This window comes from Olleya sp. Hel_I_94 (assembly GCF_007827365.1).
Classification (GTDB): Bacteria; Bacteroidota; Bacteroidia; order Flavobacteriales; family Flavobacteriaceae; genus Olleya.
On record NZ_VISI01000002.1, the window covers coordinates 2,495,627 to 2,519,371 of the forward strand.

The window sequence follows — 23,745 nt, forward strand, 5'->3', positions numbered from 1 at the left end:
TTACTTTTATAAATGTCTAAAATCAAAATAGTTTTCAATCTGTTTATTATAGTGCTTAGTTGTCTTTTTATGGTTAAGACTAATGCGCAAGATTTTTCTGACTCTTGGAAGGGTCATTTCTCATATTTAGACATTAAGGATGTGTCTCAAGGAAGCACTAAAATTATTGCTGCTGCAGAAAATGCTGTATTTATTTATGACAAAAACACTAATGTAATAGATAAACTTTCTACAATTAATGGGTTATCTGGAGAAACTATTTCTGCTATACAATATATAGAGGACAGTAGTTTGGTACTACTAGGTTTTGAAAATGGTTTAATTCAAATTTATAAAGAAAGTGATAATACTATTTTATCTGTTGTAGATATTCTTGAAAAGCCAACAATTCCACCTAGTGATAAAAAAATTAATCATTTTAATGTTTTTGATGGAAAAGCATATGTTTCTACAGATTACGGAATTTCTGTTTACGATATAAATAGTTTTGAGTTTGGTGACACCTATTACATAGGATCAAATGGTACGCAAATAGTTGTTTCGCAAACTACTATTTTTGAAGATAAAATTTTTGCAGCAACCTCTATAGGTATTAAAAGTGGAGCATTGTCAAATCCAAATTTAATAGATTATCAAGAATGGAACCATTTAGTAGGGTTTTATTGGTTAGGTATACAGACAGTTGGTGATAAGTTGTTTGCGACAAGAACAAATAGAAGTGTTTATGAATATACAACTAGTGGTGTTCAACTTAAAGCAACTTATCCAAACAATATTGTAGATATTAGAGCTTTTGACAATCAATTAATTGTTACTACAGAGAAAGAAGCTAATGTATATAATCCAGAGGGATTTGTAAATTTAGCGCAAGTAGGAAACATACCTGAATATATTACTAACTACACATGTGCTGTAATTGATGAGGCTAATCAGATTTACGTAGGTACTATAGGGACACTTTCAACAGCAAAACCTGGTTATGGTTTGTTAAAAACAAATGTTACTGACACCTCTATTCAAGAGGAAATACATCCTGACAGCCCATTATTAAACAAGTTTTTTAAAATAAAAACTTTAGCAGGTCATATTTATGGAACACATGGAGGTTATGATGTAACATATAACCCTTATGCAATTACTACTAGAAAATCTGGGATAAGTCATTATTTTGATGATGCTTGGCAAAATATTACCTACGATTCTATTCAGCCAATTACTGCTTTTCCATGGTCTTTTACTCATATATCTATTAATCCATTTAATCCTAACTTAGCATATATTAGTTCTTCTGTATATGGCGTCTTAGCTTTGGAGAATAATGAGCCAACGGAATTTTTTAACGGAGAAAACAGTACTATACAACCCTTTTTTACAGACAATCACTTTGTTTTTGCATCAACTTTTGATAGCCAAGGAACATATTGGGTTTTAAATGCAAGGTATGAGTCTCCTTTAAATAGGTATAAGGATGGTGAGTGGACTTCATATAGCTTTTTAGATTTAATAGATCCAGCAACCAGTAATAATGGTTTTTCATCCATAGTTTTTGACGCTAATAATAATGTTTTTATGGGTACTCATCAATATGGTCTAATAGGATTTAACGAAAATGGAGGGAATTATATTTTTGAAAATATTGTTGAAGAAGAAGAGAATATGCCTTCTCCATCAGTAAAGTGTATTGCTATAGACCGTAATGACCAACTATGGTTTGGTACCGATAAAGGTTTAAGAATTGTTTATAATACAGAGCAATTTATGTCAGGATCTCCAGAAGTTGATAATATTGTGGTGTTAGATGATGGTATTGCTAGAGAGTTATTATTTCAACAATACATAACAGATATAGAGGTAGATGGATCTAATAATAAATGGATTGCTACATTGGATACAGGTTTGTATTATTTTTCGTCAGACGGTCAAGAAACCATCTTTCATTTTACAAAAGATAATTCACCTTTACCTACAAACGATGTTTTAGATGTAGATATTGATAGTGTAAACGGTATTATATATATAGCTACTGACAAAGGTATGGTATCCTTTCAGTCGGATGCCTCTAAACCTAAAAGTACCTTAGAAGATGCTTACGTATACCCAAATCCAGTACGACCTAATTTCAATATCCTAACCGAGAAGGTTAAAATTAGAGACATATCAGAAAACGTAAACATTAAAATTGTTGATATTGAAGGTAATTTGGTAGCAGAAGCAGAGTCTAGAACAAACTCTAGATTTAAAGGTTATAACCTTGAAATAGATGGTGGTACAGCACTATGGAATGGTAAAAATTTAGGAGGTAATATTGTGGCATCTGGTGTTTATCTAATCATGCTAAACGATTTAGATACCTTTGAAACTAAAGTGTTAAAAGTGATGGTGGTTAGATAATGTTAACAACAACAAACGCTATTGTTCTCTCAAAACTTAGATTTAAAGATAACGACTTAATTGTTAAGTGTTATACTCAAAAACAAGGTGCGGTTAGTTACTTGCTTAAAGGGGTTTTGTCCTCCAAAAAAGGCAATAAAAAAGTGGCTTACTTTCAATCGTTATCTCAACTCCAATTAAACACAGACTACAAACCTAATAGGTCGCTGCAATATATAAAAGATGTAAAAACAGATTTTTTGTATACTTCACTTCATACAAATATATTAAAAAGTGCAATTGTAATGTTCTTGGCAGAAATCTTAGCTCAGGCATTACAAGAAGAAGAACAAAATGATGCACTTTATAGGTATATACAAATCACATTACAGTGGTTAGATGCTAATGATAGTTATTCAAATTTTCATCTATTATTTCTTTTGGATTTAACTAAGTATCTTGGTTTTTATCCAGATCAAACAGAGATTGATACAGCTTCATATTTTAATTTAATGGATGGCGAGTTTCAGCATGAAAACAATTCTAAATATGCCATTACTGGCGAAAATTTAACACTATTAAAACAGTTGTTAGGCATGACATTTGATGATATAAAAACCATTAAAATTAGTGCAAAACAGAGGCAATCATTTTTAACTATAATTTTAGTCTATTTTGAACTACATTTAGGCAACTTTAAAAAACCAAAATCTTTACAAATCCTCAATGATGTTTTTAATTAAAAATATGAAATTATTATTAAGTTTTTTTCTAATAACTTTTTTTACACTTTCCTTGTCTGCGCAATCAATTACAGTGATTGATATAGACTCTAATCAACCCATTGCAGGCGTAGCTATTTACAATAAAAGTCAATCCAAAAGTCAAATTACTAATATAGATGGTATGGCTGATTTAACCAATTTTAATGCTTCAGAGGTGCTATTCTTTCAGCATATTTCACACACAATACATCAAGTTAAAAAAAGTAATATTACTAATAGTAAAGTCTTCCTTGAGTCTAATGAACAAGGTTTGGACGAAATTGTTATCTCTGCCTCAAATTTTGGACAAACAAAACGGGAGATTCCTAAAACAATAGCCACCATAAATGCCAAGGATATAAGCTTTACTAATCCTCAGACTAGTGCAGATTTATTAGAGGGAACAGGTCAGGTATATATACAAAAAAGTCAATTAGGAGGTGGTAGTCCAATGATTAGAGGTTTTTCTACCAACAGATTACTAATTACTGTGGATGGAGTAAGAATGAATAACGCTATTTTTAGAGGTGGAAATCTTCAAAATGTTATTTCTATAGACCCTTTATCTATTCAAAATACAGAGGTAACTTTAGGTGCAGGTTCTATTATTTATGGTAGTGATGCAATTGGTGGTGTAATGAGTTTTTATACTAAAAAACCTGAGTTTTCTTATACAGATACGCTTAACGTAAAAAGCAATGTATTGATGCGTTATGCCACTGCTAGTAAAGAAAAAACGGGACATATTGATTTAAATTTTGGTCTAAAAAATTGGGCGTTTTTAACTAATGTTAGCTACACGGATTTTGGAGATTTAAGAATGGGTAGTCATGGTCCTTCAGAATATCTAAGACCAGAGTTTGTAGTTACAAATAATAATCAAGATGTTGTAGTGCCTAATGATAATCCCAAAATTCAGAAAACAACAGGTTATGATCAAATTAATGTTATGCAAAAGGTTAGTTATAAAGCTAATGATGATTTAGATTTTGATTTAGGATTGTTCTATACCACAACCTCTGATTACTCAAGATATGACAGGTTGATACGTTATAGAGGTGATGATTTAAGATCTGCAGAATGGAGTTATGGACCACAAAAATGGTTTATGTCTAATTTAAGTGTTACAAAAAGAAGTAGTAATGCAACGTTTTATGACAACATAAAAACAACTTTAGCTTATCAAAATTTTCAAGAAAGTAGAATGGATAGAGATTTTCAGGATACGGATAGAAATGTTAGAGAGGAGTCTGTGGATGCAGTTTCGTTTAATATAGATTTTGAAAAAGAACTAAGCGCGACATCAAAAATATTTTATGGTTTTGAATATGTGTATAATAAAGTAGGATCAATTGGTTTTACTGAAAATATAGAGAATAATACTACTGAAAACACAGTATCTCGTTATCCAGATGGAGCCACTTGGCAAAGTGCAGCTCTTTATGCTAGCTACAAATTTAGACCAACCAAAAAGTTTGTTTTTCAGACAGGTTTAAGATATAATACAGTAATTCAAAAAGTAGATTTTACAGATAATAACCAGTTTTTAAATTTACCATTTTCAGAATCTAATAATACCGCAAATGCTTTAACAGGTACTGCAGGCGTAACGTTTGTACCTAATGAGACATTACAATGGAAATTTAACTTGTCCTCTGCTTTCAGAGCACCAAATGTTGATGATACAGGAAAGGTATTTGACTCAGAACCAGGATCTGTTGTAGTACCAAATGATGATTTAGACCCAGAATATGCCTATAGTGGAGAGTTAGGTTTAAAGTTAAATTTTGATAAAGTGGTTATTTTTGATATGGCAACATATTATACTTATTTGGATAATGCTTTGGTTAGAAGAGATGGTACTTTAAATGGTGAATCACAGATTATCTATGATGGCGAGCTAAGTAATGTGCAATCAATGCAAAACGCTTCTAAATCTTGGATATATGGTTTTGAAGTTGGAGCACAAGTTAATTTTTCGGATGCTTTTAAATTAACATCTCAATATAACATTATTGGTGGTACAGAGGAAACAGATGGTGTAGAAGTACCAGTTAGACATGTTGTGCCTAATTTTGGAAACACACATTTAGTATGGCAAAAAAATAAGGTTAAAGTAGATGGTTTTGTTAATTATAATAATGCGTTGTCATTTGACCAATTAGCACCTTCAGAAGCTGAAAAAGATTACATATACGCATTGGATCAAAACGGTAAGCCTTACTCACCATCTTGGTACACTTTAAATTTAAGGACGCAATACGAAATTGGTGATTCTGTATTGGTGTCTGCTGCTTTAGAGAATATTACAGATCAACGCTACAAAACATATTCTTCAGGGATTGCGGCTCAAGGTAGGAACCTGATAGTCTCCTTACAGTACACATTATAACAAAAAAAACCTCAATGTAAATATTGAGGTTTTTTTATAGTTATTTTTTTAAAGCTTTTTTACTAAGTATTGTGCCATTACTTAATTCAATTTGTGCAATATAAGCAGTTGGATTAAGGTTTGTAAGGTTGTAAGTTTCGGTGTTATTTTCTCCTTTTAAATTGTATAACAATCTACCCAACATATCATAAATTTTTATAGATTTTATGGTCAGGTCTTTGTTGTTTAATGAAAACGTCACAGTATCATCCTGGTCTTCGTAAATAATTAAACTCTCAGATGTAATAAGTGTTTCGTTAACAGATAAACTAGGTTGGTTAAATACAATTTCAAATCTATTATTAAATTCACCTGCTTCTGTAGTAAATGAATAATCTCCTGCATTTAAATCTTGATAAGTGTTAATAAGATTATCTTTTAAGTAAATCGTGTTGTTTGATAAAAATTCACCTTGAAACTGATTAATAGATATAGTATAAATTGTTGGTGTATTAATGTTATTGAAAAAACCTAGGTTTATAGTTTCGTTTAAATCTAAATCGCTTGGTGATTTACCTTGAATTGCTAATTTTTTTGAGTCACTTGGTAATACTGAGTAAAATGAAAAATCTGCAATGGTTGCACCATTTTTTTTAGCATCGTAATATGCTCCATCATTGGCAGCAGTTGCACCAGGAACATAACCAATAACTGTTTGGTTAAACAAACCTGTATCTGTTGTCATATTTAACCATAATTTGTTATTTGTAATTGTAGCTGTAGCTGAATTTGTATTGGATGCTCTAAAAAACTGAGTGTTATTATTTGTAACACGCATGGCATTGTTAAAAGTAACAGTACCAGTTGTAGATGCAGGATTGTCTGAATATGTTACAAAAAAACCTTGACCAGAAGGTATGTGTCTAGTAGGTGTTATTCCGTCTCCACCAGCAAGTTCTGCTGTTCCATTAATTCTGGCATAGTCACTAAACGAAAAATTTAAGGCTTGATTACCATTAGCTGTACCATCAGGAGCTGTTGCATGTGACCATAAATATAATTCGCCATCAAGTTTACCATTGGTTGGATTAGATAGGTAATTGTTTTCGGCAAAAAATAAATCAACGTCAATAGCAGAAGGATACGGATTACCTATTAAATTCCAGTTGGTGTCATTTGTTTCGGTATCATTTCTCTGAACAGGAACAGTTATATTTCCATTATTTAAAGTACCTCTAAATGAATAGCTATAACTACCAGCTCCAAAAATGAAAGCGTCTTGAGAATGTGTAGCTGTATAACCAACTCCAGGAGTCATTAAATCGCTAGATCCTTTTAAAAACCAAACATCTCCATTGTCATCGATGTCATCTACTCCAGAACCATTAACTAAGGTGTTATCATTATTTGTTTCGTATTGTGAGTCTACAAAGTTTGCTGCATTAAATTCAAATCGTCTATATTGACTAGATTGAAACAAGGCGTTGCCAAAAGTTTCGTTAGCAACAGGAGAACTCCAATAGGTGTATTCATACCATTGATTAATAAAGGATGTATTTCTTTCTACTACAGCTGCATTATCTGTTGTAAAAAAGGAACTACCTGTATCATCATAAGTTGCAGAGTTGTCTACTTGTACAAAAGATCCTGTATTTTGAATAGCTATACGACCATTATTTGTTACATCTGTAATAATTTGGACATACTCGTTAGATGAAACGGTAAGATTAACTCCAGGATTTATAACTAGGCTACAAGCAGTAAAACTAGGTTGACCAACAGTACTAGTGTTGTAGTTGCTAGCCAAAATAGCAGTGGTAGATCTGTTTGGAGTTGTTGGTAGCCAATTTGTGCCATCCCAAGTTACAGTTGAGGTGCAATTTTGAGTTCCCCAAATCTCAATGTTATCTATAGCTATATCTTCATGATTTCCGTTTAATCGTATTCTAATACTTATGTCTAAAAGGTTACCAGTTCCAGTAATTGGTCTAGTATGTTGTGTAAAAGTATCTGTAATTGCTACACCATCACCAATACCGTCAAAATCAGTATCTATTAAAGGCGTTCTGTTTGCGCCAACATTATCATTTTCTATCCATAATAAATTAGAGTTGGTTCCACTATTATCAATTTCGTATGTAAATCTTACATTATCACCATTATCCCAATGTTCTGTTCTAGTTCCACCGTTAGTAGTTTGGTCGTCTTCCGCTAAGTGTACTCTAAATTCTAAGTTTGTATAATTACTTATGTCTATATTTTCAATAAACAGTCTAGCAGGTAAAGGTGCTCCTTCACCATCTGTGTCTTGTGCTGCAAAGTAAAAGCCTCCTTGTAAATTATTAAATAAGACTCCGTTTGTACCATGGTTAAAATCTGTTCCGTCTGTTCTTAAAAAGTAGTCGCGACCATTGTCTGTAAATTCGGCAATATTAGTCGTGTAGCCACCAGGAGTTTCAAAATTTAATTCGGCGATTTTAGTTTGTGATAAACAGAATGAAACGGTAAGTAAGCATACTATTAAATGTAAAGATTTAACTTGCATTGAGGGTTTTTTAAAAAGATTATAGCAAGTTAAATATAGTTTGTAAACTTTTTTAGAACAAAAAACTCCAACTTTATTAGTTGAAGTTCTTTTTTCTGTGATAAAGTGTAAGTTGTGATTACTGTTTGATAGCTTTTTTAGAAATTAATTGGCCATCACTTAATTGTATATTTGCGATGTAGGAAGCTTGACTTAGGTTTGAAAGGTTGTAAGTTTCGGTATTAGAGTTTCCTTTTAAATCATATAATAATCGACCTAAAACATCATATATTTTAATAGACTTTATGGTTAAGTTTTGACTTGTTAAGCTAAATGTTATATCGTTATTTTTGTTTTCGATTATCGAAATATTTTGTGTTACAATTGTTTCTTCGTCAATGGAAAGGCTTGAGTCTTTAAACACGATTTCAAACCTATCATTAAAGGTTCCTATCTCTGATGTGAAATTATAGTCGCTATTTGATAAGTTATGAAGACTTGACAATAAGTTGTCTTTTAAATAAACGGTATTGTTGGATAAAAAGTCTCCTTCTAGTTGTGCTATTGAAAACGTGTATACCGTTGCTGTTGTAATATTTGTATTAAATCCTACAGGTATTACTTCGTCTATAGTTAAGCTCTCTGGAGCTTTACCTTGTATGGCTAGCTTATCAGAATCACCAGGAACTGCAGTAAATATTTCGGCAGCATTATTATTATAAAGTGTTTTGTTAGCGTCATAGGATTTACTGTCTTTTCCGTCTGTTGCACCATTTACATAAGCTACTAGTATTTGATGAAACACACCTGTGTCTGAGGTTAGGTTTACCCAAAGTCTGTTGCTTAATGCATTGCTAGATCTAAAAAACTGGTCATTACTTGTGGCATCCGCAGTACGTAAACTATTATTAAACGTTACACTACTGTTAGCAACTCCTTGTACAAAAAAGGCTTGACCAGATGGTATATAGCTGGTTGGTATAATACCATCTCCTCCTGCTGTGTTACCACTTCCAGTTGTAATGATGGCATAATCACTACTATTAAAATTTGCGCCTTCATTTCCGCTTGCATTTGCATTTGCAAGTGTATTGTGTGACCATAAATAAGCGACACCTTGTATAGAAGCAGCGTTATTAGTTAAAAATGCATTAGCATCTATTGCAGATGGATAAGGGTTACCAATTAAATTCCAGTCTTCATCTCCATTTGCTCCATTATAAGCAATTGGGCTAGTAATAATTCCCGTATTAAATGCGCCTTCAAAAGTGTAAGTGTATTGTGAACCGACAGAAAAACCAATTGGCGAATGCATAGATATGTATCCAACACCAGGAGTCATAACTGTGCTTCCTGGTATTAATGCCCAATCATTTCCATCGTCATCAATTCCGTCTGGTCCAGGAGTAAAAGTATTAGTGTTATTGATTTCAGTTAGATTATCTAAAAAGTTAACAGCATTAAATACATAGCGTCGACTTGGGTTAGCAAAAGCTAAACCTTGTCCAATGGTAGTATTTTCCACTGGCGAACTCCAATAGGTGTATTCATAAATACTATTAAGTGGTGTGGTGCGTTTGTTAACTAAGGATACTCCATCAGTATTTAGCGTAAATGCTGCTGCATCGTTGTTCTGAACAAAGTTTCCTTGTGTTTCGACATATAATTCTCCGTCAACAACAACGTCATTTTCAATTTCCACGTAAGTGTTATTATTTACGGTTAATCTAAATTCTGTTCCAGAAGGATTACTATTAATAGTTAAAGAGCATGCGCTAAAACTACCAAAGGTCGCAGTGTCATAACTATCGTTTATGATTACTTTGGTGTTTAAGTTTGGAGCACCATTGTCCCAAGCGCCCAAAGTCCATGTTGTTGTGCCTATGTTTATACGTGCTGCATTTGTGGCAGTACTACAAGATGCATCTTCAGTCACCTCGCAATAAAATTGGTAACCTTGTAGGTCTGCTCCTGTGATTGATAATGTGGTTGAGGTTTCTCCTGTTACTGTCCCTGGAGTAAAAGAGGTGCTAACCACACTAGTCCAGCCATTAGAAACTGTATCATTATAGTACCATTGGTAGGTTAAAGTTCCTGAGTTTCCTGGTGTTGCTGCTGCTGTAAATACAATAGCGTCGTTACAATTATCTATATCCTGAGGCTGTAAAGTTATTGTAGGTGCATTATTAAGAATAACAAAAGTACCTAAGCCACTTGTGTCTCCTGAGGTTGCAGTCGTCCATTCTGTAGCATCAAATGCAGTATTTGGGCTAACAACGTCAGTATTTCTTCTGTAGACATAACCTGGAGTACCAATTAGCGTGTCATGGAAGTCATCCACAACAACGCTTGTTGCTATTAAGGTAAGCTCAAGCCTATCGTCATCATTAAATCCTGCTGTAGAGCCACCAAAGATAAAATCATGTGCACTTCCTGTGTCTGTACTAACCTTTCCTACCAATACTTGACCATCAGCTATTGTACTTCCTGTTCCTGAAGCAGGAAAGGTGTAGGAATGAGAAGAGGAAGCAGAAGCTATATCTGCAAAACGATTAATTTCATATAAGGTTAAGTCGACAGTAGCTCCTGTTCCGTTAAAAATTTCTATATAACCTAGGGATCCTGATGAATTGTCATAGATTTCCGTCATCATTAATCCTGTAGTACTGCCACAGCTTCCTGAATTGTCAATTAATGTAAATGCTGTACTTGCAGGACAGCCTAAATCATCAGTGATTTCAATAATTCCTGATGTTGCTCCTGTAGGAATAGTAACCTCCATTGTTGTAGCAGAAAGATTACTAACTGTAGCAGCCAGTCCACTAACAGTAGCTGTTGCTGTTGTTAAATTTGTGCCTGTCACTGTTACAATGGTGTTTTCTGGACCAGACGTTGGTACTATAGTTATACTGCCAGGATTGCATAATCCATTACCTTGTACCATAAACGTAAAAGGATTCTCGTCTAAATCGTTATTAGTAATTGTAATGGTAGCTGTTCTAGTACCAGAAGCTAAAGGCGAAAAGGTTATTTCAAAAATACCTGGTGGATTTTGACTTGGCGTAACTGTAAAAGGTGAAGGGTTTAAACTTACCGTAAAATCACCTGGATTTACTCCACCAACAGTTATGTTGGCAATATCTAAATTAGCTGTTCCAATATTTTGAATTCTGTAAGACTTGGTTTGAGAGTTTCCTATGTTTTGAGCAGCAAATAATGTGTTGTCTAAGCTGCTTGGTGTAACATCACCATTTGTAATATCTGGAAACGCACCTAGATTACCTTCTACATTAATCTCTTGTTCTGGTATAGTACCTGTACCTTGCAGTAAAATAGTGCAAGTCCCTTCATCTGCATCATTATTATTTATTGTAAGTGTAGCATTTTTAACACCTATGGTCGTAGGCGTAAATCTAACAGTTACAGTTTGCGTACTACCTGCTGTAACCGTAAAAGGTGTTGCAGGCGTGACAATACTAAAGCTAGTTGCGTCTGTACCACTTAGTACTAAGGAAGCGATATCTAAATTTAAAGTACCATCATTATCAATATCAAAAGTAATGTCTGTGTTAAATCCTGTGGCTTGTGATCCAAAAGCTATAGCGTAACCACAAGCTTGGTCAGTATTAGAGGCATCAACAAGTTGTAATTCTGGAATAGAACAAGGAGAAATTAAAGTGTTTGCTCCAGCTGAACCACCTGTTGCAACTTCTTGCCAGTTACTACCAGTATTAGAGTTATCTAGATAAGCGTCAATGACATGTAATGTTGAACCATTATTATTTGCGCCATCAGTACTGTTGTAAGTTACAGAGTCAACAATAGAGGTTCCATTTGCAGCATATAAGAAAATGGTATCACTAGTATTATTAAGATTATTTGTATTATTTGTCGAAGCACCTATACCATAATTTGGCGTGAAAGGGCAATCATTATTATAAACACCATCTCCATTACTGCCTAATGATACAGTGATACACGTACCATCCGCAATACTTGTAGCAGCAGGAAAAGTAAACAATACACTTCCGTTATCTACAATATAATTACTTAAATCTTGTGCACTGCCTGAAACATTACATATTTCTATCCACTCATCATCAGTGCCAGAAGAGTTGTAAGATAATTCAGTAATAACAACATCTGCTAAAGGAGCTAAAACGTCTCCAGATAGCGCAACAGTTTTATCTGTTGCCAATGCACTAGTAGCTGTAATGTTACCAGAATACGTGTTAACTGTCAAACCAGAAATTAAGCGCGTGAAAATTGTGGTAGAAGCGACTGTGCCTGTTGTTGGAACTAAACTTACTGTAGCGCCAAAACCAGCACCTGAAGTTGTTGAAATCTCAAAATTAGTTGGTGCAGTTAATACTAAATTGGAGGTTAGTAAAAAACCTTCAGCAGTAAACGTTTGCTCTACAGATGGACCTGCTCCAAGGGAATAATCTAATCCTATTAAAGCTGTTGGATTTAATACAATTGTTGGTCCTGTAGGGATTCCCCAAATTTCAATATTGTCTATAGCAATGTCTACATCTCCTTGGTTTAAATTATTAAATTCTATTTCAATATCTAACAAATTACCTGTCCCTGAAATAGTATTTGTAAATTGAGCAAATGCATCGGTAACAGTAATTCCGTCACCTGTTCCGTCAAAATTCGTATCTAATCTAGGTTCCGTGTTGGTTCCTCCAGCAGCTTCTATCCAAATTAGGTTTTCATTAGCTCCTGCATCTATTGAAGCGGTTATGTGCATGTATGAATTAGCATCCCAATCTTGATTACTGCCATCGTCATCTTCTGCAATATGGATTCTAAACTCTAAACTTGTAAATCCTGAAACATCAATATTATTAAGGTTAAGTGTTAGATTTGCTGGACCACCATCTCCATCTGTATCTTGCACACCAAAATAATAGTTACCCTGAATATTAGTAAAATTGATTGCTCCTCCGATGTTACTACCATCGGTTCTAGTAAAGTAGTCTGTGCCTCCATCTGTGAATTCTGGGACACTTGTTGAGTAGCCACCAGTATTTTCAAAATTTACTTCAGATATTTTTATCTGACCAAAAGTAAAAGTGACTGAAAATAGTAGTAGTAGAGCGAGTAGGAATTTTTTCATAATAAAGGGATTAGGGCAAGCAGCTAGTTAATGTGTTATAGTCAAATTGTTTCACAAAAATAATAACGTACCATCAAGTTAATCTTTAAAGTTTATTATTATAATGTTATTTTTAGCACATGAATGTAACTAATACTTTTACTGTAGACGAAGCTAAAAAAAAGCTAGAGCATTATTGTGCGTATCAAGAGCGTTGTCACCAAGAGGTTAGACAAAAACTAAAAAGTATGCATATGATACCTGAAGCTACAGATATTATAATTGTACACCTTATGGATCACAATTTTCTTAACGAAGAACGTTATGCTAAATCTTTTGTTCGAGGTAAGTTTAGAATCAAAAAATGGGGTCGTCGTAGACTTTTACTCGAATTAAAGAAAAAGGATATATCCAAATATAATGTAAATCAAGCATTTAGCGAAATTGACGAAGAGGAGTACATCGGAGTTTTTAATGATTTAGCCGAAAAAAAAGCTGAATCTTTAAGAGAAACCGATAAGTATAAGAAAAAAAAGAAGCTTATTGATTACTTATTGTATCGTGGTTGGGAGAGTCATTTGGTATATGATAAAGCAAATGAGCTGATAAAATAGAGTATAAAAAAAACCTTTTAATGTATGACACTAAAAGGTTTTTTATTATGATTAAGTTGTTTACTATAGGTTAAATACAGCACCAACATTTACGGTAAATTGATTATGAATTTTTTCAGCAGGAGTTAAAATATCCGAATTGTATTTGGCAAACGTTGTTCCAAATTCTGAAAATATTCCAAAACCACTAGAGAAAAAGTAACGCATTCCTAAATGTCCACCAAAGTTTTTTAAGCTTAAGCTAATACCAGGATATAAATCAAAATTATCACTAATGTTTAAAACGCTACCTAAGTTAGCATTAAAACGACCTTCAATCTCTACTCGATCTTCAAAATCTGCACTTAAACCATTGTTTAAGTTTAAAGCGTAACCCGTTACAACTCCAACAGATATGTTTTCGCCTAAACCATAGTCGTAAGTTACAGTAATACCGTTAACGTTATCCTGAAAGTTTGCTCCGATTTGTAATTTTTGATCGCCTTTTCCTTCAAAAGACTGAGCGTTTACTAATCCTACAGTTAGTAATACAGCTAATAAAAGTAATCCTCTTTTCATTTTAATTTGCTTTAAAGTTTTTGTTTGTATTAACAATGGCTTTATTGTTTTTCCAATTAATCCATTTTTGACCTTTAATACGTCGCATTAAGTTGTCAAAATTACGCATTATAAAGACATTGTATACTGCTTTACTTAAATTTTTTGGGTTTCTAGCTATTGCACGTAGGCTCATGGAAAATCCTGGTGTTATATAGCGCATGTAATGCCAATAGCCTTCTGGCATGTATAAAACTTCACCATGGTTTAATTGACATTGCCAACCTTTAGCGTATTTTAAAGCAGGCCATTTTGCAAAATCTGGATTAGAAAAATCTATATCTTCTCGTGTAATTAAAGCAAATGGGACTTTATATAAATGCTTGTTTTGTTGTTGATCAAATAAAATAACTTGTTTTTCGCCTTCAAAATGAAAGTGAAAAATATTGGCTAAATCTATGTCATAATGCATGAAGGTGTAGCTGTCGCGACCTCCAAAAAAAAGCATAGGTAATCCCTTCATTAGTCTTAAACCAAAGTCTGGAAAGCTAAAATCCTTTTGAAGCTGAGGGACTTCTTTTAAAATATTCCATAAAAATATTCTAAATTTTGTTGGTTCGCGTTTAAGCAAATCAACATAGTCACTCATTTTCATTTTAGCGTGTGGCTCATTAAACCCATCTTTATGGTCAACAGGTCTGTCGTCATATAAAGGGACTGTTTTGTCTCCAGCAACTGTTTTAATATACTCTAAATTCCATTTAGAATATGCAGGCCAATCTGTTATAAACTGCTCAATAACAACAGGTTTTTGAGGCTTAAAATAGTTTTTAATAAATTCCTGTTTTGTTATTGTTTTAACTCTTGGTATGTCTTGAAGGTTTAAACTCAAATTATTAAAATTAGGGTTCAAAGTTAATAAAACGTTACCAAAAAAAGTAAAAATGTTTGTGTTACACTTTAGTTAAAGTTAAAACGCATACCAAATAACACGTTACTTGGAGGCATTGGTGTAAAGCCAGTTTCGATATAATCTGCGTCAAAAATATTACTTGCTGTAGCAGTAAATTCTAATTGTTTGACCGTTAAAATTAAAGAGGCATCCCAAACATTATAGGTTTGTCCTGTTGTGCGCTCAGCATGTTTATAGACTATGTTTTGTCTAACATTTTTAAATAATTGCGTGCTTAAGCGTGTTGTATAATGATGCTTTAAAGTGTTTAAAGAGTATCGTGATAATTCTTTATTTTGATCTAAAATATCATCTTCTAAAAAGGTGTATCCAATGGCTAAGGATTGATTATAATCTGAAATTTTAAAATTGTAAGAGGCATCTACTTCAAACCCTTTGGTGTTAACTTCTGCAATATTGGTCGCTGTATAAATAGTTTCAGTAGCATTAGGTCTTATAAAATCTATAAGATTTTTTGCATCTCTGTTAAATAAAGCTATCGTTCCGGAAAAATTATTAGTGTTGTATTTTATACCAAGCTCTTGTGCAAACGCTTCTTCAGGCTCTAAATTAGCATTTCCAGAGGTTCTGAAATCATTATAAAATAAGTCTGTATAGGTTGGGATACGGTAAGTATAACCAATGTTTCCGTAAAGCTTTATATTGTCGTTAACCTGATAACCAAGATCTAATCCAGGAAAGGCATGAAATTTAAAATCTGAAAAGTATGTTACTGCAATTCCTGGAGTGATATCTAGTTTATCCTCTAGTAATTTAAATTGGTGTTCTAAAAATAGGTTAGTCATAAATCGATTACGATTCCCTAAATTATTACTTCTAATATATATTTTAGAAACATCAACACCAAAACCAGTAACACCAGCTGTTGATGTATAAGATGCATTTACTTCTGCTCCCATTTTGTCAGTAATGTGAAGGTTTCTAAAAAATGAAGGATCCTCACGTTTTAGTAAAAATAAATCTTCGTTACGTTTCCAATAAATACGAGGTTTAATTTTAAGTTTTTCTGTATTAAAAGTTGTTGTAAATCCAATTAAACTGTTTTTAGTTTCTTCATATTCATTAAAAGCAGGATTGGTCGTGTAAAAGTTTTCTGCTCCAAATTTACGGTCAGAAAAAGTTGTAATCATCTCTATAGCTTGCGCTTTTTTGTTAAATACACTTTTTATGAAGTAGTTAGTATTGTCGTAGTCTGAGTTGTTTCGGTAACCTTCAGAGGTCATTTTACCAACGTGAATAATGTGTGACGAGTTGTCTAATTCTGTGCCAACAGTAACACCTGCATTTAATTGACCAAAAGAACCAGTTTCTAAATTTGCCGAAACCGAATTGTTTAAATTAGTTTTAGTTACAATATTTATTGCTCCTGTAAATGCATTTTGACCAAATACTCTAGCAGCAGGACCTTTTATAATCTCGATACGTTCAATAACCTCAATAGGTAAGGCTGCGTTCATGGTATGGTGACCAGTCTGTGCATCGTCCATTTTTATACCATCAATTAATAATAGGGTTTGGTCAAAACCACCACCTCTAATATATAAATCGGCTTGACTACCAGCAGTCCCACGACGTCTAATGTCTACTCCTGCAACTTGTTGTAATAGATCTGCAACATTGGTTGCTGCACTGTTTTTTATGTCTGAAGACGAAATAACAGTAATAGTTCTGGAGTTTTCCTTAAAAGGAAGCTCAATTCTAGAGGATGTAATTATAACCGAGTCTAATTGCTGTTGTTGCTCTAAATCTTGAGCATAAGATGTTAAAGATAATAACCCAATTAAAGTAAATAAGTAAGTAAATTTCATAATAAAATGTATTCGCATTTTTTGCGATGCAAAATTCGTAACTTTCCGGATCACTAAAGTAGTCCAGTTTTAAAACAATGAGTAGTCCGGTTGAAGATATATTACAAACGTTAATTCATTTTGAAAAATCGCCAAACACTTCGATTTATATTCAGATAGCACAACAAATGATAAATGCTATCCAACGTGGTTATTTACAAGAAGGAACAGCATTACCAGGAACTCGAAAATTTAGTAACTTATTTAGTATAAATAGAAACACTGCTGTTGCGGTTTATGACGAGCTTGCCTCACAAGGTTGGGTGGATATTGTAGCCAATAAAGGCACCTTTGTGCTAATGCCAGAACGTAAGACTGCAACTATAAAAGGTGTTTTACAAGGTGTGGAGCAATTAAAAACATATCCAGAAACAGCAGGATTTCCGTTTCAATCGTCTTTTAATTTAGCTTCAACCGAAGAGTTTTCTGTTAGTAATTATGTGATTAACGATGGGCAACCTGATTTACGATTGCATCCAACGCATCAATTTTCCAAATGGTATAGTGCTTCCATGAAGCGTTCATCTTTAATTTCTAAATGGAATCAAACACAAGAACAGTCCTACACAACTTTTAATATTCAGTTGTGTAATTATCTAAACGCGACACGAGGTTTTTATATCAAGCCTAATAATATTGTAAGTACACGTAGTACAGAAATGAGTTTATATATCATTTCTCAACTATTAATACAGCACAAAGATGTTGTGCTTGTTGGTAATTTAAGTCATTATAAATCTAATATGATTTTTCAGCAAGCAGGTGCAAATTTAATTACTATTCCTGTAGATGCACATGGTATTGATGTGGATTTTATCGAAAAAAACTTTACTAAAAACAGTATTAGATGTGTGTATGTATGTGCACATAGACAATATCCAACAACAGTGACATTGACAGCAGAGCGACGTTTAAAATTATTGCAATTAGCTAAAGCTTATAATTTTGCTATAATTGAAGATGATTTTGATTACGACTTTCAGTTTGAAGGATCAGCAATGTTACCTATGGCTAGTGCAGATGTAGAAGGTGTAGTTATATACTTAGGGCGTTTAGGGCAGTCTTTTTTTCCTAGTTTTCAAATCGGGTTTGTAGTGGCTCCAGAAAATATTATAAATGAAGCTAAAAATTACCTACAAATTCTGGACAAACAAGGGGATTTAATTCAGAAGCAAATTCTGACAGAATTAATATCTGAAGGCGAAATACATAGGTTAATTAAAAAAAACATAACTATTTACAAGCAACGACGTGATTATTTATGTGCTAGTTTATTGACTCATTTTAAAGATAATGCCACTTGGCAAGTTCCTACAGGAGGTTTAGCGGTTTGGATAAATTTTAAGCCTAGTATATCACTTATAAAATTAGCTGAAAAAGCAAAAACGCACGATTTATTTTTGCCAAAAACCATATTGTATCAAAGCAAAACAGTTTGTGCTATACGTTTGGGTTTTGGGCATTTAAACGAAACTGAAATTGAGCAAGTAGTTACGATATTAAAAACTAGTTGTGATGCTATAAAGGCATAGTTTTTTATTAAATCTGTTGTTACTTAATATCAAATTCCGTGTTACAATTAGCACATCGGTATTTATCTTTAGAGTAGAAGGGAAGTGTACCAGAGATAAACCCGAATATAAATGCGAAAAAAGATTTTAAACTTGTAATTGTAGAAAACAATTGTACTTCTGTACTATTACAATTTGGACAGTGTATTGCTTTGCCTTCATCATCAACCGAGTATTTATTAATACTTTCTAAAATATGTTGCGCTTGCATAGCATCTGTAGATAAAACTTTTAATTTAACACCACCTATTGCATTGCTAACCAAAGGGTCTGTGTCAATTGTAATATTGTCACTTAAAAAGACTTCAATACCTTCAGACTCTAATCGTCCCTTTATTATTTGGGCTTCTGATGAGTACTGAAATTTAGCTATAGTTTTAAAGGTTTGAGACATAGACTATTGATTTGATGTTTTTGTTAAATATACGATGTGTTGTTTCATTTTTAAAATAAAATTAAAGTAAAGAATAAACCATTTTATAAATATTATTATTGTTTTTCGATAATTTTATTATATTTGTTATTGTTAAACGATAATAATAATGAGAAAATTAAGTATTTTAAAAGCTATAGTAGATTTTTTTTGGATAATCTCTCTTCCATTAATTCCTCTGTTATTTATTTTTATTGGGTTTGTAATATTTGATAATAGTTTGGAAGGGTTTCCTATTAAAATAAATAATATTGAGGTTACAAGTTTTGATGGTCTAAGCAAAGCTATTTTAATAACCTTAATGTGCTCTTATTTAATTTTAATGTATTGTGTGTTTTTATTTAAAAAGGTACTGAGGTATTTTACTAAAGTTAATTTGTTTGACAATGTAGTTATCTATAATCTAAATAACATTGGTATTTGGTTAGTTGTTGCTGCTTTTTTGCAAGGTGTTCCAACTTTTATTTATAAAATTTTGTACAAACAGAAATTAGAGCTTGAAATTGGTTTTAGTTCTTTTTTAATAATGCTTTGTTTTGGGTTGTTCTTTATGGTCCTAAGCGAAGTGTTTAAGGTAGCTAAGTTTGCAAAACAAGAAAATGACTTAACCATATAGTTTATGTCCATAATAGTAAAACTTGACATAATGCTAGAAAAGCGAAACATGAAAAGTAACGAGTTGGCTGAAATTGTTGGTATAACCACAGCTAATCTATCCATACTTAAAACAGGTAAAGCTAAAGCCATACGTTTTTCTACTTTGGAGGCTATTTGCAAAGCATTAGACTGTCAACCTGCAGATATATTAGAGTTTGTAGAGGACTAATTGAATATTTGAAATACTATTAGCATATTAAGTTCAATAAAACTTTAACATTTCACAAATTTTTAGTTTACAATAATTCAAACATTTTACTTAATTTTACACATATGTTTGCATTAGTAGATTGTAATAATTTCTATGCCTCCTGCGAGCGTGTTTTTAACCCTAATTTAATAGGCAAGCCAGTCGCTATTTTAAGTAATAACGATGGTTGTGTTATCGCACGTAGTGATGAGGCTAAAGCGTTAGGTTTGCCAATGGGAGCACCAATTTTTAAATGGGAATCCTTTTGCAAAGCTAATAACGTTACCGTTTTATCCTCAAATTATCCTTTATATGGTGATATGAGTAGTCGTGTTATGTCTATTTTAAAGCAATATTCACCAGATATTGAAGTGTATAGTATAGACGAATCCTTTTTATACTTTAAAGGATTTGATAATTTCGATTTTACCAAGTATGGATTAGAGATAAAATCACGAATTTTAAAATGGACAGGTATACCAACATGTGTCGGTATTGCACCAACTAAAGCTTTAAGTAAAGTAGCTAATAAAATTGCTAGAAAGTATCCGGATCAAACTAAAGGTGTTTACGTTATAGATGGTGATGAAAGGCGTCTTAAAGCTTTAAAATGGCTGCCTATTGAAGATGTTTGGGGATTGGGAAGGCAGTTGTCTAAGCAATTATTGGCAAAAGATTGCAACACTGCTTACGATTTTACACAATTATCTGACGTTTGGGTTCAAAAAAACTTTTCGGTTGTGGAGTCTAAATTAAAACGAGATTTACAAGGGATTCCAACTTTAAAGTTGGACGAAATAGTTATCCAAAAAAAGATGATTGCAACTACACGTAGCTTTGATTATAGTTATTCGGATATAGAATATATTAAAGAACGTGTTGCGACCTTTGCAGTTAGTTGTGCCGAAAAATTAAGAAAACAAGGCTCTAGTTGTTATGTAATAATAGTTATGTTAAAAAGTGATAAGCATAAAAAAGAATTAGAACAACATCGCATTAGTACAAGTGTAAATTTGACGTATCCCACTAACTCGTCTTTAATTATAAGTAATTGTGCCATCAGTGCATTAATGTCTATCTTTAAAAAAGGAATACAGTACAAAAAAGCAGGTGTTAGTGTTACAGGATTAGTGCCAATGGATAATCATCAATTACATTTGTTTGATCAAGAAAATCCAAAACATGAACCACTAATGAAGTCTATTGATAGCATAAATGCTAAGTACAAAAATAATAAAGTAAAAATAGCAAATCAAGATTTAAAGCATACCTGGAAAATGCGCCAAGACAGACTATCACCTAAATACACAACCAATATAAACGATATTATTGTCGTTAAATAGTATAGTTAAAAATAATACCTTAGTAAACAAAACTATGATTACACATAAATCAGGAAGCTTAACCTTCTTTACGCCAGATGCTGTAGACAATGCAGCCGGACAATTTTTTGATACTGGAATTTCGGCAGGTTTTCCTTCTCCTGCAGAGGATTTTAAAGAGCATCGTCTATCATTAGACGAAGAACTTGTAAAAAATAAAGAGGCTACCTTTTATGCTAAAGTAAGTGGTCAATCTATGATTGGAGCTGGATTAGATGATAACGATTTATTAGTGATTGATCGTAGTTTAGAACCTTCTAACAATAAAATTGCAGTTTGTTTTTTAGATGGTGAATTTACTGTAAAACGCTTAAGAGTCTCTAAAGATGAAGTGTGGTTGCAACCAGAAAATCCTAATTATCCAATTATTAAAATTACAGAGGATAATAATTTTTTAATTTGGGGAATAGTTACAAATGTGATTAAAAAGGTATAATTTTTATATTAGGTATAAAACAAAAAAAACGCGAAACATATGTTTCGCGTTTTTTATTATTATTTAATAATATTAGTCAGCCAATATTATTACTTTGTTTCCATTCATTTCAAGTGTACCAGAGTTTATTTTTAATAAAGTTGTGTTTTTATCACCTGTTGTAAAGCGATCTGCTACTTCTTTATCTAGTACAATATTACCAGCTATTTTAACGGTTCCTTCTTTTAATAAAGACACCACTGGTGCGTGATTGTTTAACATCTCAAAGTCACCATTTACTCCAGGAACAGTAACGCTAGTTACCTCTCCTTTAAATAATGTTGCTTCTGGTGATACAATTTCTAAATGCATGTTTTTAATTTTTTAGATTAAGCTTCAGCAAGCATTTTTTCTCCTGCTTCGATAGCTTCTTCAATAGATCCTTTAAGGTTAAATGCTGCTTCTGGTAAGTGGTCTAAACCTCCATCCATAATCATATTAAATCCTTTAATAGTTTCTTTAATGTCTACTAAAACACCTTTAAGACCTGTAAACTGCTCAGCTACGTGGAATGGTTGAGATAAGAAACGTTGTACACGTCTTGCTCTACCTACAGCCATTTTATCCTCTTCAGATAATTCCTCCATACCTAAAATGGCGATAATATCTTGTAATTCTTTATAACGTTGTAATAACTCTTTAACACGTTGTGCACAGTTGTAGTGCTCATCACCTAAAATATCTGCTGTTAAAATTCTAGAAGTAGAATCTAATGGATCTACTGCTGGATAAATACCAAGCTCTGCAATTTTACGAGATAATACTGTTGTAGCATCTAAGTGAGCAAACGTTGTTGCTGGTGCAGGATCCGTTAAATCATCCGCAGGTACATATACCGCTTGTACAGATGTAATAGAACCTCTTTTAGTAGAAGTAATACGCTCTTGCATTGCACCCATTTCAGTTGCTAATGTTGGTTGGTAACCTACCGCAGAAGGCATACGACCTAATAATGCAGATACCTCAGAACCAGCTTGTGTAAAACGGAAGATATTATCAACGAAGAAAAGTACATCCTTTCCTTGTCCTTCTCCAGCTCCATCACGGAAGTATTCTGCTATTGTTAATCCTGAAAGTGCTACACGAGCACGAGCTCCAGGTGGCTCATTCATTTGTCCAAATACGAAAGTAGCCTTAGACTCTTTCATTATATTTTTATCCACTTTTTGAAGATCCCATCCGCCTTCTTCCATAGAATGCATAAAGTCATCACCATACTTGATAATTCCTGACTCTAACATCTCACGAAGTAAATCGTTACCTTCACGTGTTCTTTCTCCAACTCCTGCAAAAACAGATAATCCACCGTGTCCTTTTGCAATATTGTTAATCAACTCTTGGATTAATACTGTTTTTCCAACTCCTGCACCACCAAATAATCCAATTTTACCTCCTTTTGCGTAAGGCTCAATTAAGTCAATTACTTTAATACCTGTAAATAATACTTCCGTAGATGTTGATAAATCTTCAAATTTTGGAGCAGATCTATGTATTGGTAATCCTGCATCTCCTGCTTTAGGTAGTTCTCCTAAACCATCAATTGCATCTCCAATCACGTTAAATAGACGTCCGTAAACATCTCCACCAATTGGCATTTGTATTGGAGCACCGGTAGCAATAACTTCTGTTCCTCTACTAAGACCATCTGAAGAATCCATAGCGATTGTACGTACAGTGTCTTCACCAATGTGAGATTGTACTTCTAATACTAATTTTGAACCATCAGCCTTGATAATTTCTAATGAATCGTAAATTTTTGGTAGTTCAGAACCAGCAGCGAATTCTACATCGATAACTGGACCTACTATTTGAGCAACTTTACCTGTAACTTTTGACATTACTTATCTATTTAATATTATGGTATTTAATTGAAAGAAAACACCTTCTGTTTTCGCGTGCAAAGATAGGTGTTTTAATTTAAAAAAAAAGGAGG

The 23,745-nt window shown here is 33.0% G+C and carries 17 protein-coding genes; 9 read left to right on the forward strand and 8 right to left on the reverse strand.

What is annotated here, in order from left to right; genetic code table 11:
• Nucleotides 1–69: 69 nt before the first annotated feature.
• The 3 genes from JM82_RS14400 to JM82_RS14410 are packed head-to-tail and all read left to right on the forward strand — an operon-like array spanning nucleotide 70 to nucleotide 5,526.
• Complete coding sequence (locus JM82_RS14400; protein ID WP_261375460.1) at nucleotides 70–2,391, forward strand: two-component regulator propeller domain-containing protein; 2,322 nt, start codon at nucleotides 70–72, stop codon at nucleotides 2,389–2,391.
• Nucleotides 2,391–3,113 (forward strand): DNA repair protein RecO, encoded by a 723-nt coding sequence (gene recO / locus JM82_RS14405; protein ID WP_145005540.1) that lies wholly within the window; start codon nucleotides 2,391–2,393, stop codon nucleotides 3,111–3,113. Before JM82_RS14400 ends, recO begins: the two co-directional genes overlap by 1 nt.
• A gap of 4 nt (nucleotides 3,114–3,117) precedes the next feature.
• On the forward strand, nucleotides 3,118–5,526 hold the full coding sequence (locus tag JM82_RS14410; RefSeq protein WP_145005543.1) for a TonB-dependent receptor domain-containing protein: 2,409 nt from the start codon (nucleotides 3,118–3,120) through the stop codon (nucleotides 5,524–5,526).
• 40 nt (nucleotides 5,527–5,566) lie between these two features.
• Here JM82_RS14410 and JM82_RS14415 read toward each other — a convergent pair whose 3' ends face one another.
• Entirely contained in the window at nucleotides 5,567–8,050 is a 2,484-nt protein-coding gene (locus JM82_RS14415; RefSeq protein ID WP_145005546.1) for a T9SS type A sorting domain-containing protein, read from the reverse strand.
• A gap of 118 nt (nucleotides 8,051–8,168) precedes the next feature.
• Nucleotides 8,169–13,154, reverse strand: coding sequence for a choice-of-anchor D domain-containing protein (locus JM82_RS14420; RefSeq protein ID WP_145005549.1), 4,986 nt, complete (start codon nucleotides 13,152–13,154; stop codon nucleotides 8,169–8,171).
• Between the two features lie 119 nt (nucleotides 13,155–13,273).
• Here JM82_RS14420 and JM82_RS14425 point away from each other — a divergent pair, with 119 nt between their 5' ends.
• On the forward strand, nucleotides 13,274–13,747 hold the full coding sequence (locus JM82_RS14425; RefSeq protein WP_145005552.1) for a regulatory protein RecX: 474 nt from the start codon (nucleotides 13,274–13,276) through the stop codon (nucleotides 13,745–13,747).
• Nucleotides 13,748–13,810: 63 nt separating this feature from the next.
• On the opposite strand, the gene JM82_RS14430 is transcribed toward JM82_RS14425, so the two are convergent.
• From JM82_RS14430 to JM82_RS14440, 3 genes are all read right to left on the reverse strand, one after another.
• A complete protein-coding gene (locus JM82_RS14430; RefSeq protein ID WP_145005555.1) occupies nucleotides 13,811–14,305 on the reverse strand; it encodes a DUF6646 family protein in 495 nt (164 codons plus the stop codon).
• 1 nt (nucleotide 14,306) lies between these two features.
• Nucleotides 14,307–15,176 (reverse strand): cupin-like domain-containing protein, encoded by an 870-nt coding sequence (locus JM82_RS14435; RefSeq protein WP_145005559.1) that lies wholly within the window; start codon nucleotides 15,174–15,176, stop codon nucleotides 14,307–14,309.
• Nucleotides 15,177–15,244: 68 nt separating this feature from the next.
• Nucleotides 15,245–17,065 (reverse strand): TonB-dependent receptor plug domain-containing protein, encoded by a 1,821-nt coding sequence (locus JM82_RS14440; protein WP_186439229.1) that lies wholly within the window; start codon nucleotides 17,063–17,065, stop codon nucleotides 15,245–15,247.
• Between the two features lie 77 nt (nucleotides 17,066–17,142).
• Here JM82_RS14440 and JM82_RS14445 point away from each other — a divergent pair, with 77 nt between their 5' ends.
• Nucleotides 17,143–18,636: a PLP-dependent aminotransferase family protein gene (locus JM82_RS14445; RefSeq protein WP_145005562.1), complete on the forward strand. Its 1,494-nt coding sequence runs from the start codon at nucleotides 17,143–17,145 to the stop codon at nucleotides 18,634–18,636.
• A gap of 19 nt (nucleotides 18,637–18,655) precedes the next feature.
• Here the strand turns inward: JM82_RS14445 and JM82_RS14450 are convergent, their stop codons facing one another.
• On the reverse strand, nucleotides 18,656–19,069 hold the full coding sequence (locus tag JM82_RS14450) for a putative signal transducing protein (RefSeq protein WP_145005565.1): 414 nt from the start codon (nucleotides 19,067–19,069) through the stop codon (nucleotides 18,656–18,658).
• Nucleotides 19,070–19,217: 148 nt separating this feature from the next.
• Here JM82_RS14450 and JM82_RS14455 point away from each other — a divergent pair, with 148 nt between their 5' ends.
• The 4 genes from JM82_RS14455 to JM82_RS14470 all read left to right on the forward strand — a co-directional run bounded on the left by JM82_RS14455 (nucleotide 19,218) and on the right by JM82_RS14470 (nucleotide 21,773).
• Nucleotides 19,218–19,724 (forward strand): DUF2975 domain-containing protein, encoded by a 507-nt coding sequence (locus JM82_RS14455; RefSeq protein ID WP_145005568.1) that lies wholly within the window; start codon nucleotides 19,218–19,220, stop codon nucleotides 19,722–19,724.
• Between the two features lie 3 nt (nucleotides 19,725–19,727).
• Nucleotides 19,728–19,934 (forward strand): helix-turn-helix domain-containing protein, encoded by a 207-nt coding sequence (locus tag JM82_RS14460; RefSeq protein WP_145005572.1) that lies wholly within the window; start codon nucleotides 19,728–19,730, stop codon nucleotides 19,932–19,934.
• A gap of 104 nt (nucleotides 19,935–20,038) precedes the next feature.
• Entirely contained in the window at nucleotides 20,039–21,298 is a 1,260-nt protein-coding gene (locus tag JM82_RS14465) for a Y-family DNA polymerase (protein ID WP_145005575.1), read from the forward strand.
• Between the two features lie 34 nt (nucleotides 21,299–21,332).
• Complete coding sequence (locus tag JM82_RS14470; protein WP_145005579.1) at nucleotides 21,333–21,773, forward strand: LexA family protein; 441 nt, start codon at nucleotides 21,333–21,335, stop codon at nucleotides 21,771–21,773.
• A gap of 72 nt (nucleotides 21,774–21,845) precedes the next feature.
• On the opposite strand, the gene JM82_RS14475 is transcribed toward JM82_RS14470, so the two are convergent.
• Both JM82_RS14475 and atpD read right to left on the reverse strand, forming a co-directional pair.
• Complete coding sequence (locus tag JM82_RS14475; protein WP_099568195.1) at nucleotides 21,846–22,124, reverse strand: F0F1 ATP synthase subunit epsilon; 279 nt, start codon at nucleotides 22,122–22,124, stop codon at nucleotides 21,846–21,848.
• Between the two features lie 17 nt (nucleotides 22,125–22,141).
• Nucleotides 22,142–23,650: a F0F1 ATP synthase subunit beta gene (gene atpD, locus JM82_RS14480; RefSeq protein ID WP_145005583.1), complete on the reverse strand. Its 1,509-nt coding sequence runs from the start codon at nucleotides 23,648–23,650 to the stop codon at nucleotides 22,142–22,144.
• Nucleotides 23,651–23,745 lie beyond the last annotated feature (95 nt).

Excerpts from the sequence above, each read along its gene's own strand:
- JM82_RS14400 (WP_261375460.1), top strand. The coding sequence starts at position 70 with ATGGTTAAGACTAATGCGCAAGATTTTTCTGACTCTTGGAAGGGTCAT.
- recO (WP_145005540.1), top strand. The coding sequence starts at position 2,391 with ATGTTAACAACAACAAACGCTATTGTTCTCTCAAAACTTAGATTTAAA.
- JM82_RS14410 (WP_145005543.1), top strand. The coding sequence starts at position 3,118 with ATGAAATTATTATTAAGTTTTTTTCTAATAACTTTTTTTACACTTTCC.
- JM82_RS14415 (WP_145005546.1), bottom strand. The coding sequence starts at position 8,050 with ATGCAAGTTAAATCTTTACATTTAATAGTATGCTTACTTACCGTTTCA.
- JM82_RS14420 (WP_145005549.1), bottom strand. The coding sequence starts at position 13,154 with ATGAAAAAATTCCTACTCGCTCTACTACTACTATTTTCAGTCACTTTT.
- JM82_RS14425 (WP_145005552.1), top strand. The coding sequence starts at position 13,274 with ATGAATGTAACTAATACTTTTACTGTAGACGAAGCTAAAAAAAAGCTA.
- JM82_RS14430 (WP_145005555.1), bottom strand. The coding sequence starts at position 14,305 with ATGAAAAGAGGATTACTTTTATTAGCTGTATTACTAACTGTAGGATTA.
- JM82_RS14440 (WP_186439229.1), bottom strand. The coding sequence starts at position 17,065 with ATGAAATTTACTTACTTATTTACTTTAATTGGGTTATTATCTTTAACA.
- JM82_RS14445 (WP_145005562.1), top strand. The coding sequence starts at position 17,143 with ATGAGTAGTCCGGTTGAAGATATATTACAAACGTTAATTCATTTTGAA.
- JM82_RS14450 (WP_145005565.1), bottom strand. The coding sequence starts at position 19,069 with ATGTCTCAAACCTTTAAAACTATAGCTAAATTTCAGTACTCATCAGAA.
- JM82_RS14455 (WP_145005568.1), top strand. The coding sequence starts at position 19,218 with ATGAGAAAATTAAGTATTTTAAAAGCTATAGTAGATTTTTTTTGGATA.
- JM82_RS14460 (WP_145005572.1), top strand. The coding sequence starts at position 19,728 with ATGTCCATAATAGTAAAACTTGACATAATGCTAGAAAAGCGAAACATG.
- JM82_RS14465 (WP_145005575.1), top strand. The coding sequence starts at position 20,039 with ATGTTTGCATTAGTAGATTGTAATAATTTCTATGCCTCCTGCGAGCGT.
- JM82_RS14470 (WP_145005579.1), top strand. The coding sequence starts at position 21,333 with ATGATTACACATAAATCAGGAAGCTTAACCTTCTTTACGCCAGATGCT.
- JM82_RS14475 (WP_099568195.1), bottom strand. The coding sequence starts at position 22,124 with ATGCATTTAGAAATTGTATCACCAGAAGCAACATTATTTAAAGGAGAG.
- atpD (WP_145005583.1), bottom strand. The coding sequence starts at position 23,650 with ATGTCAAAAGTTACAGGTAAAGTTGCTCAAATAGTAGGTCCAGTTATC.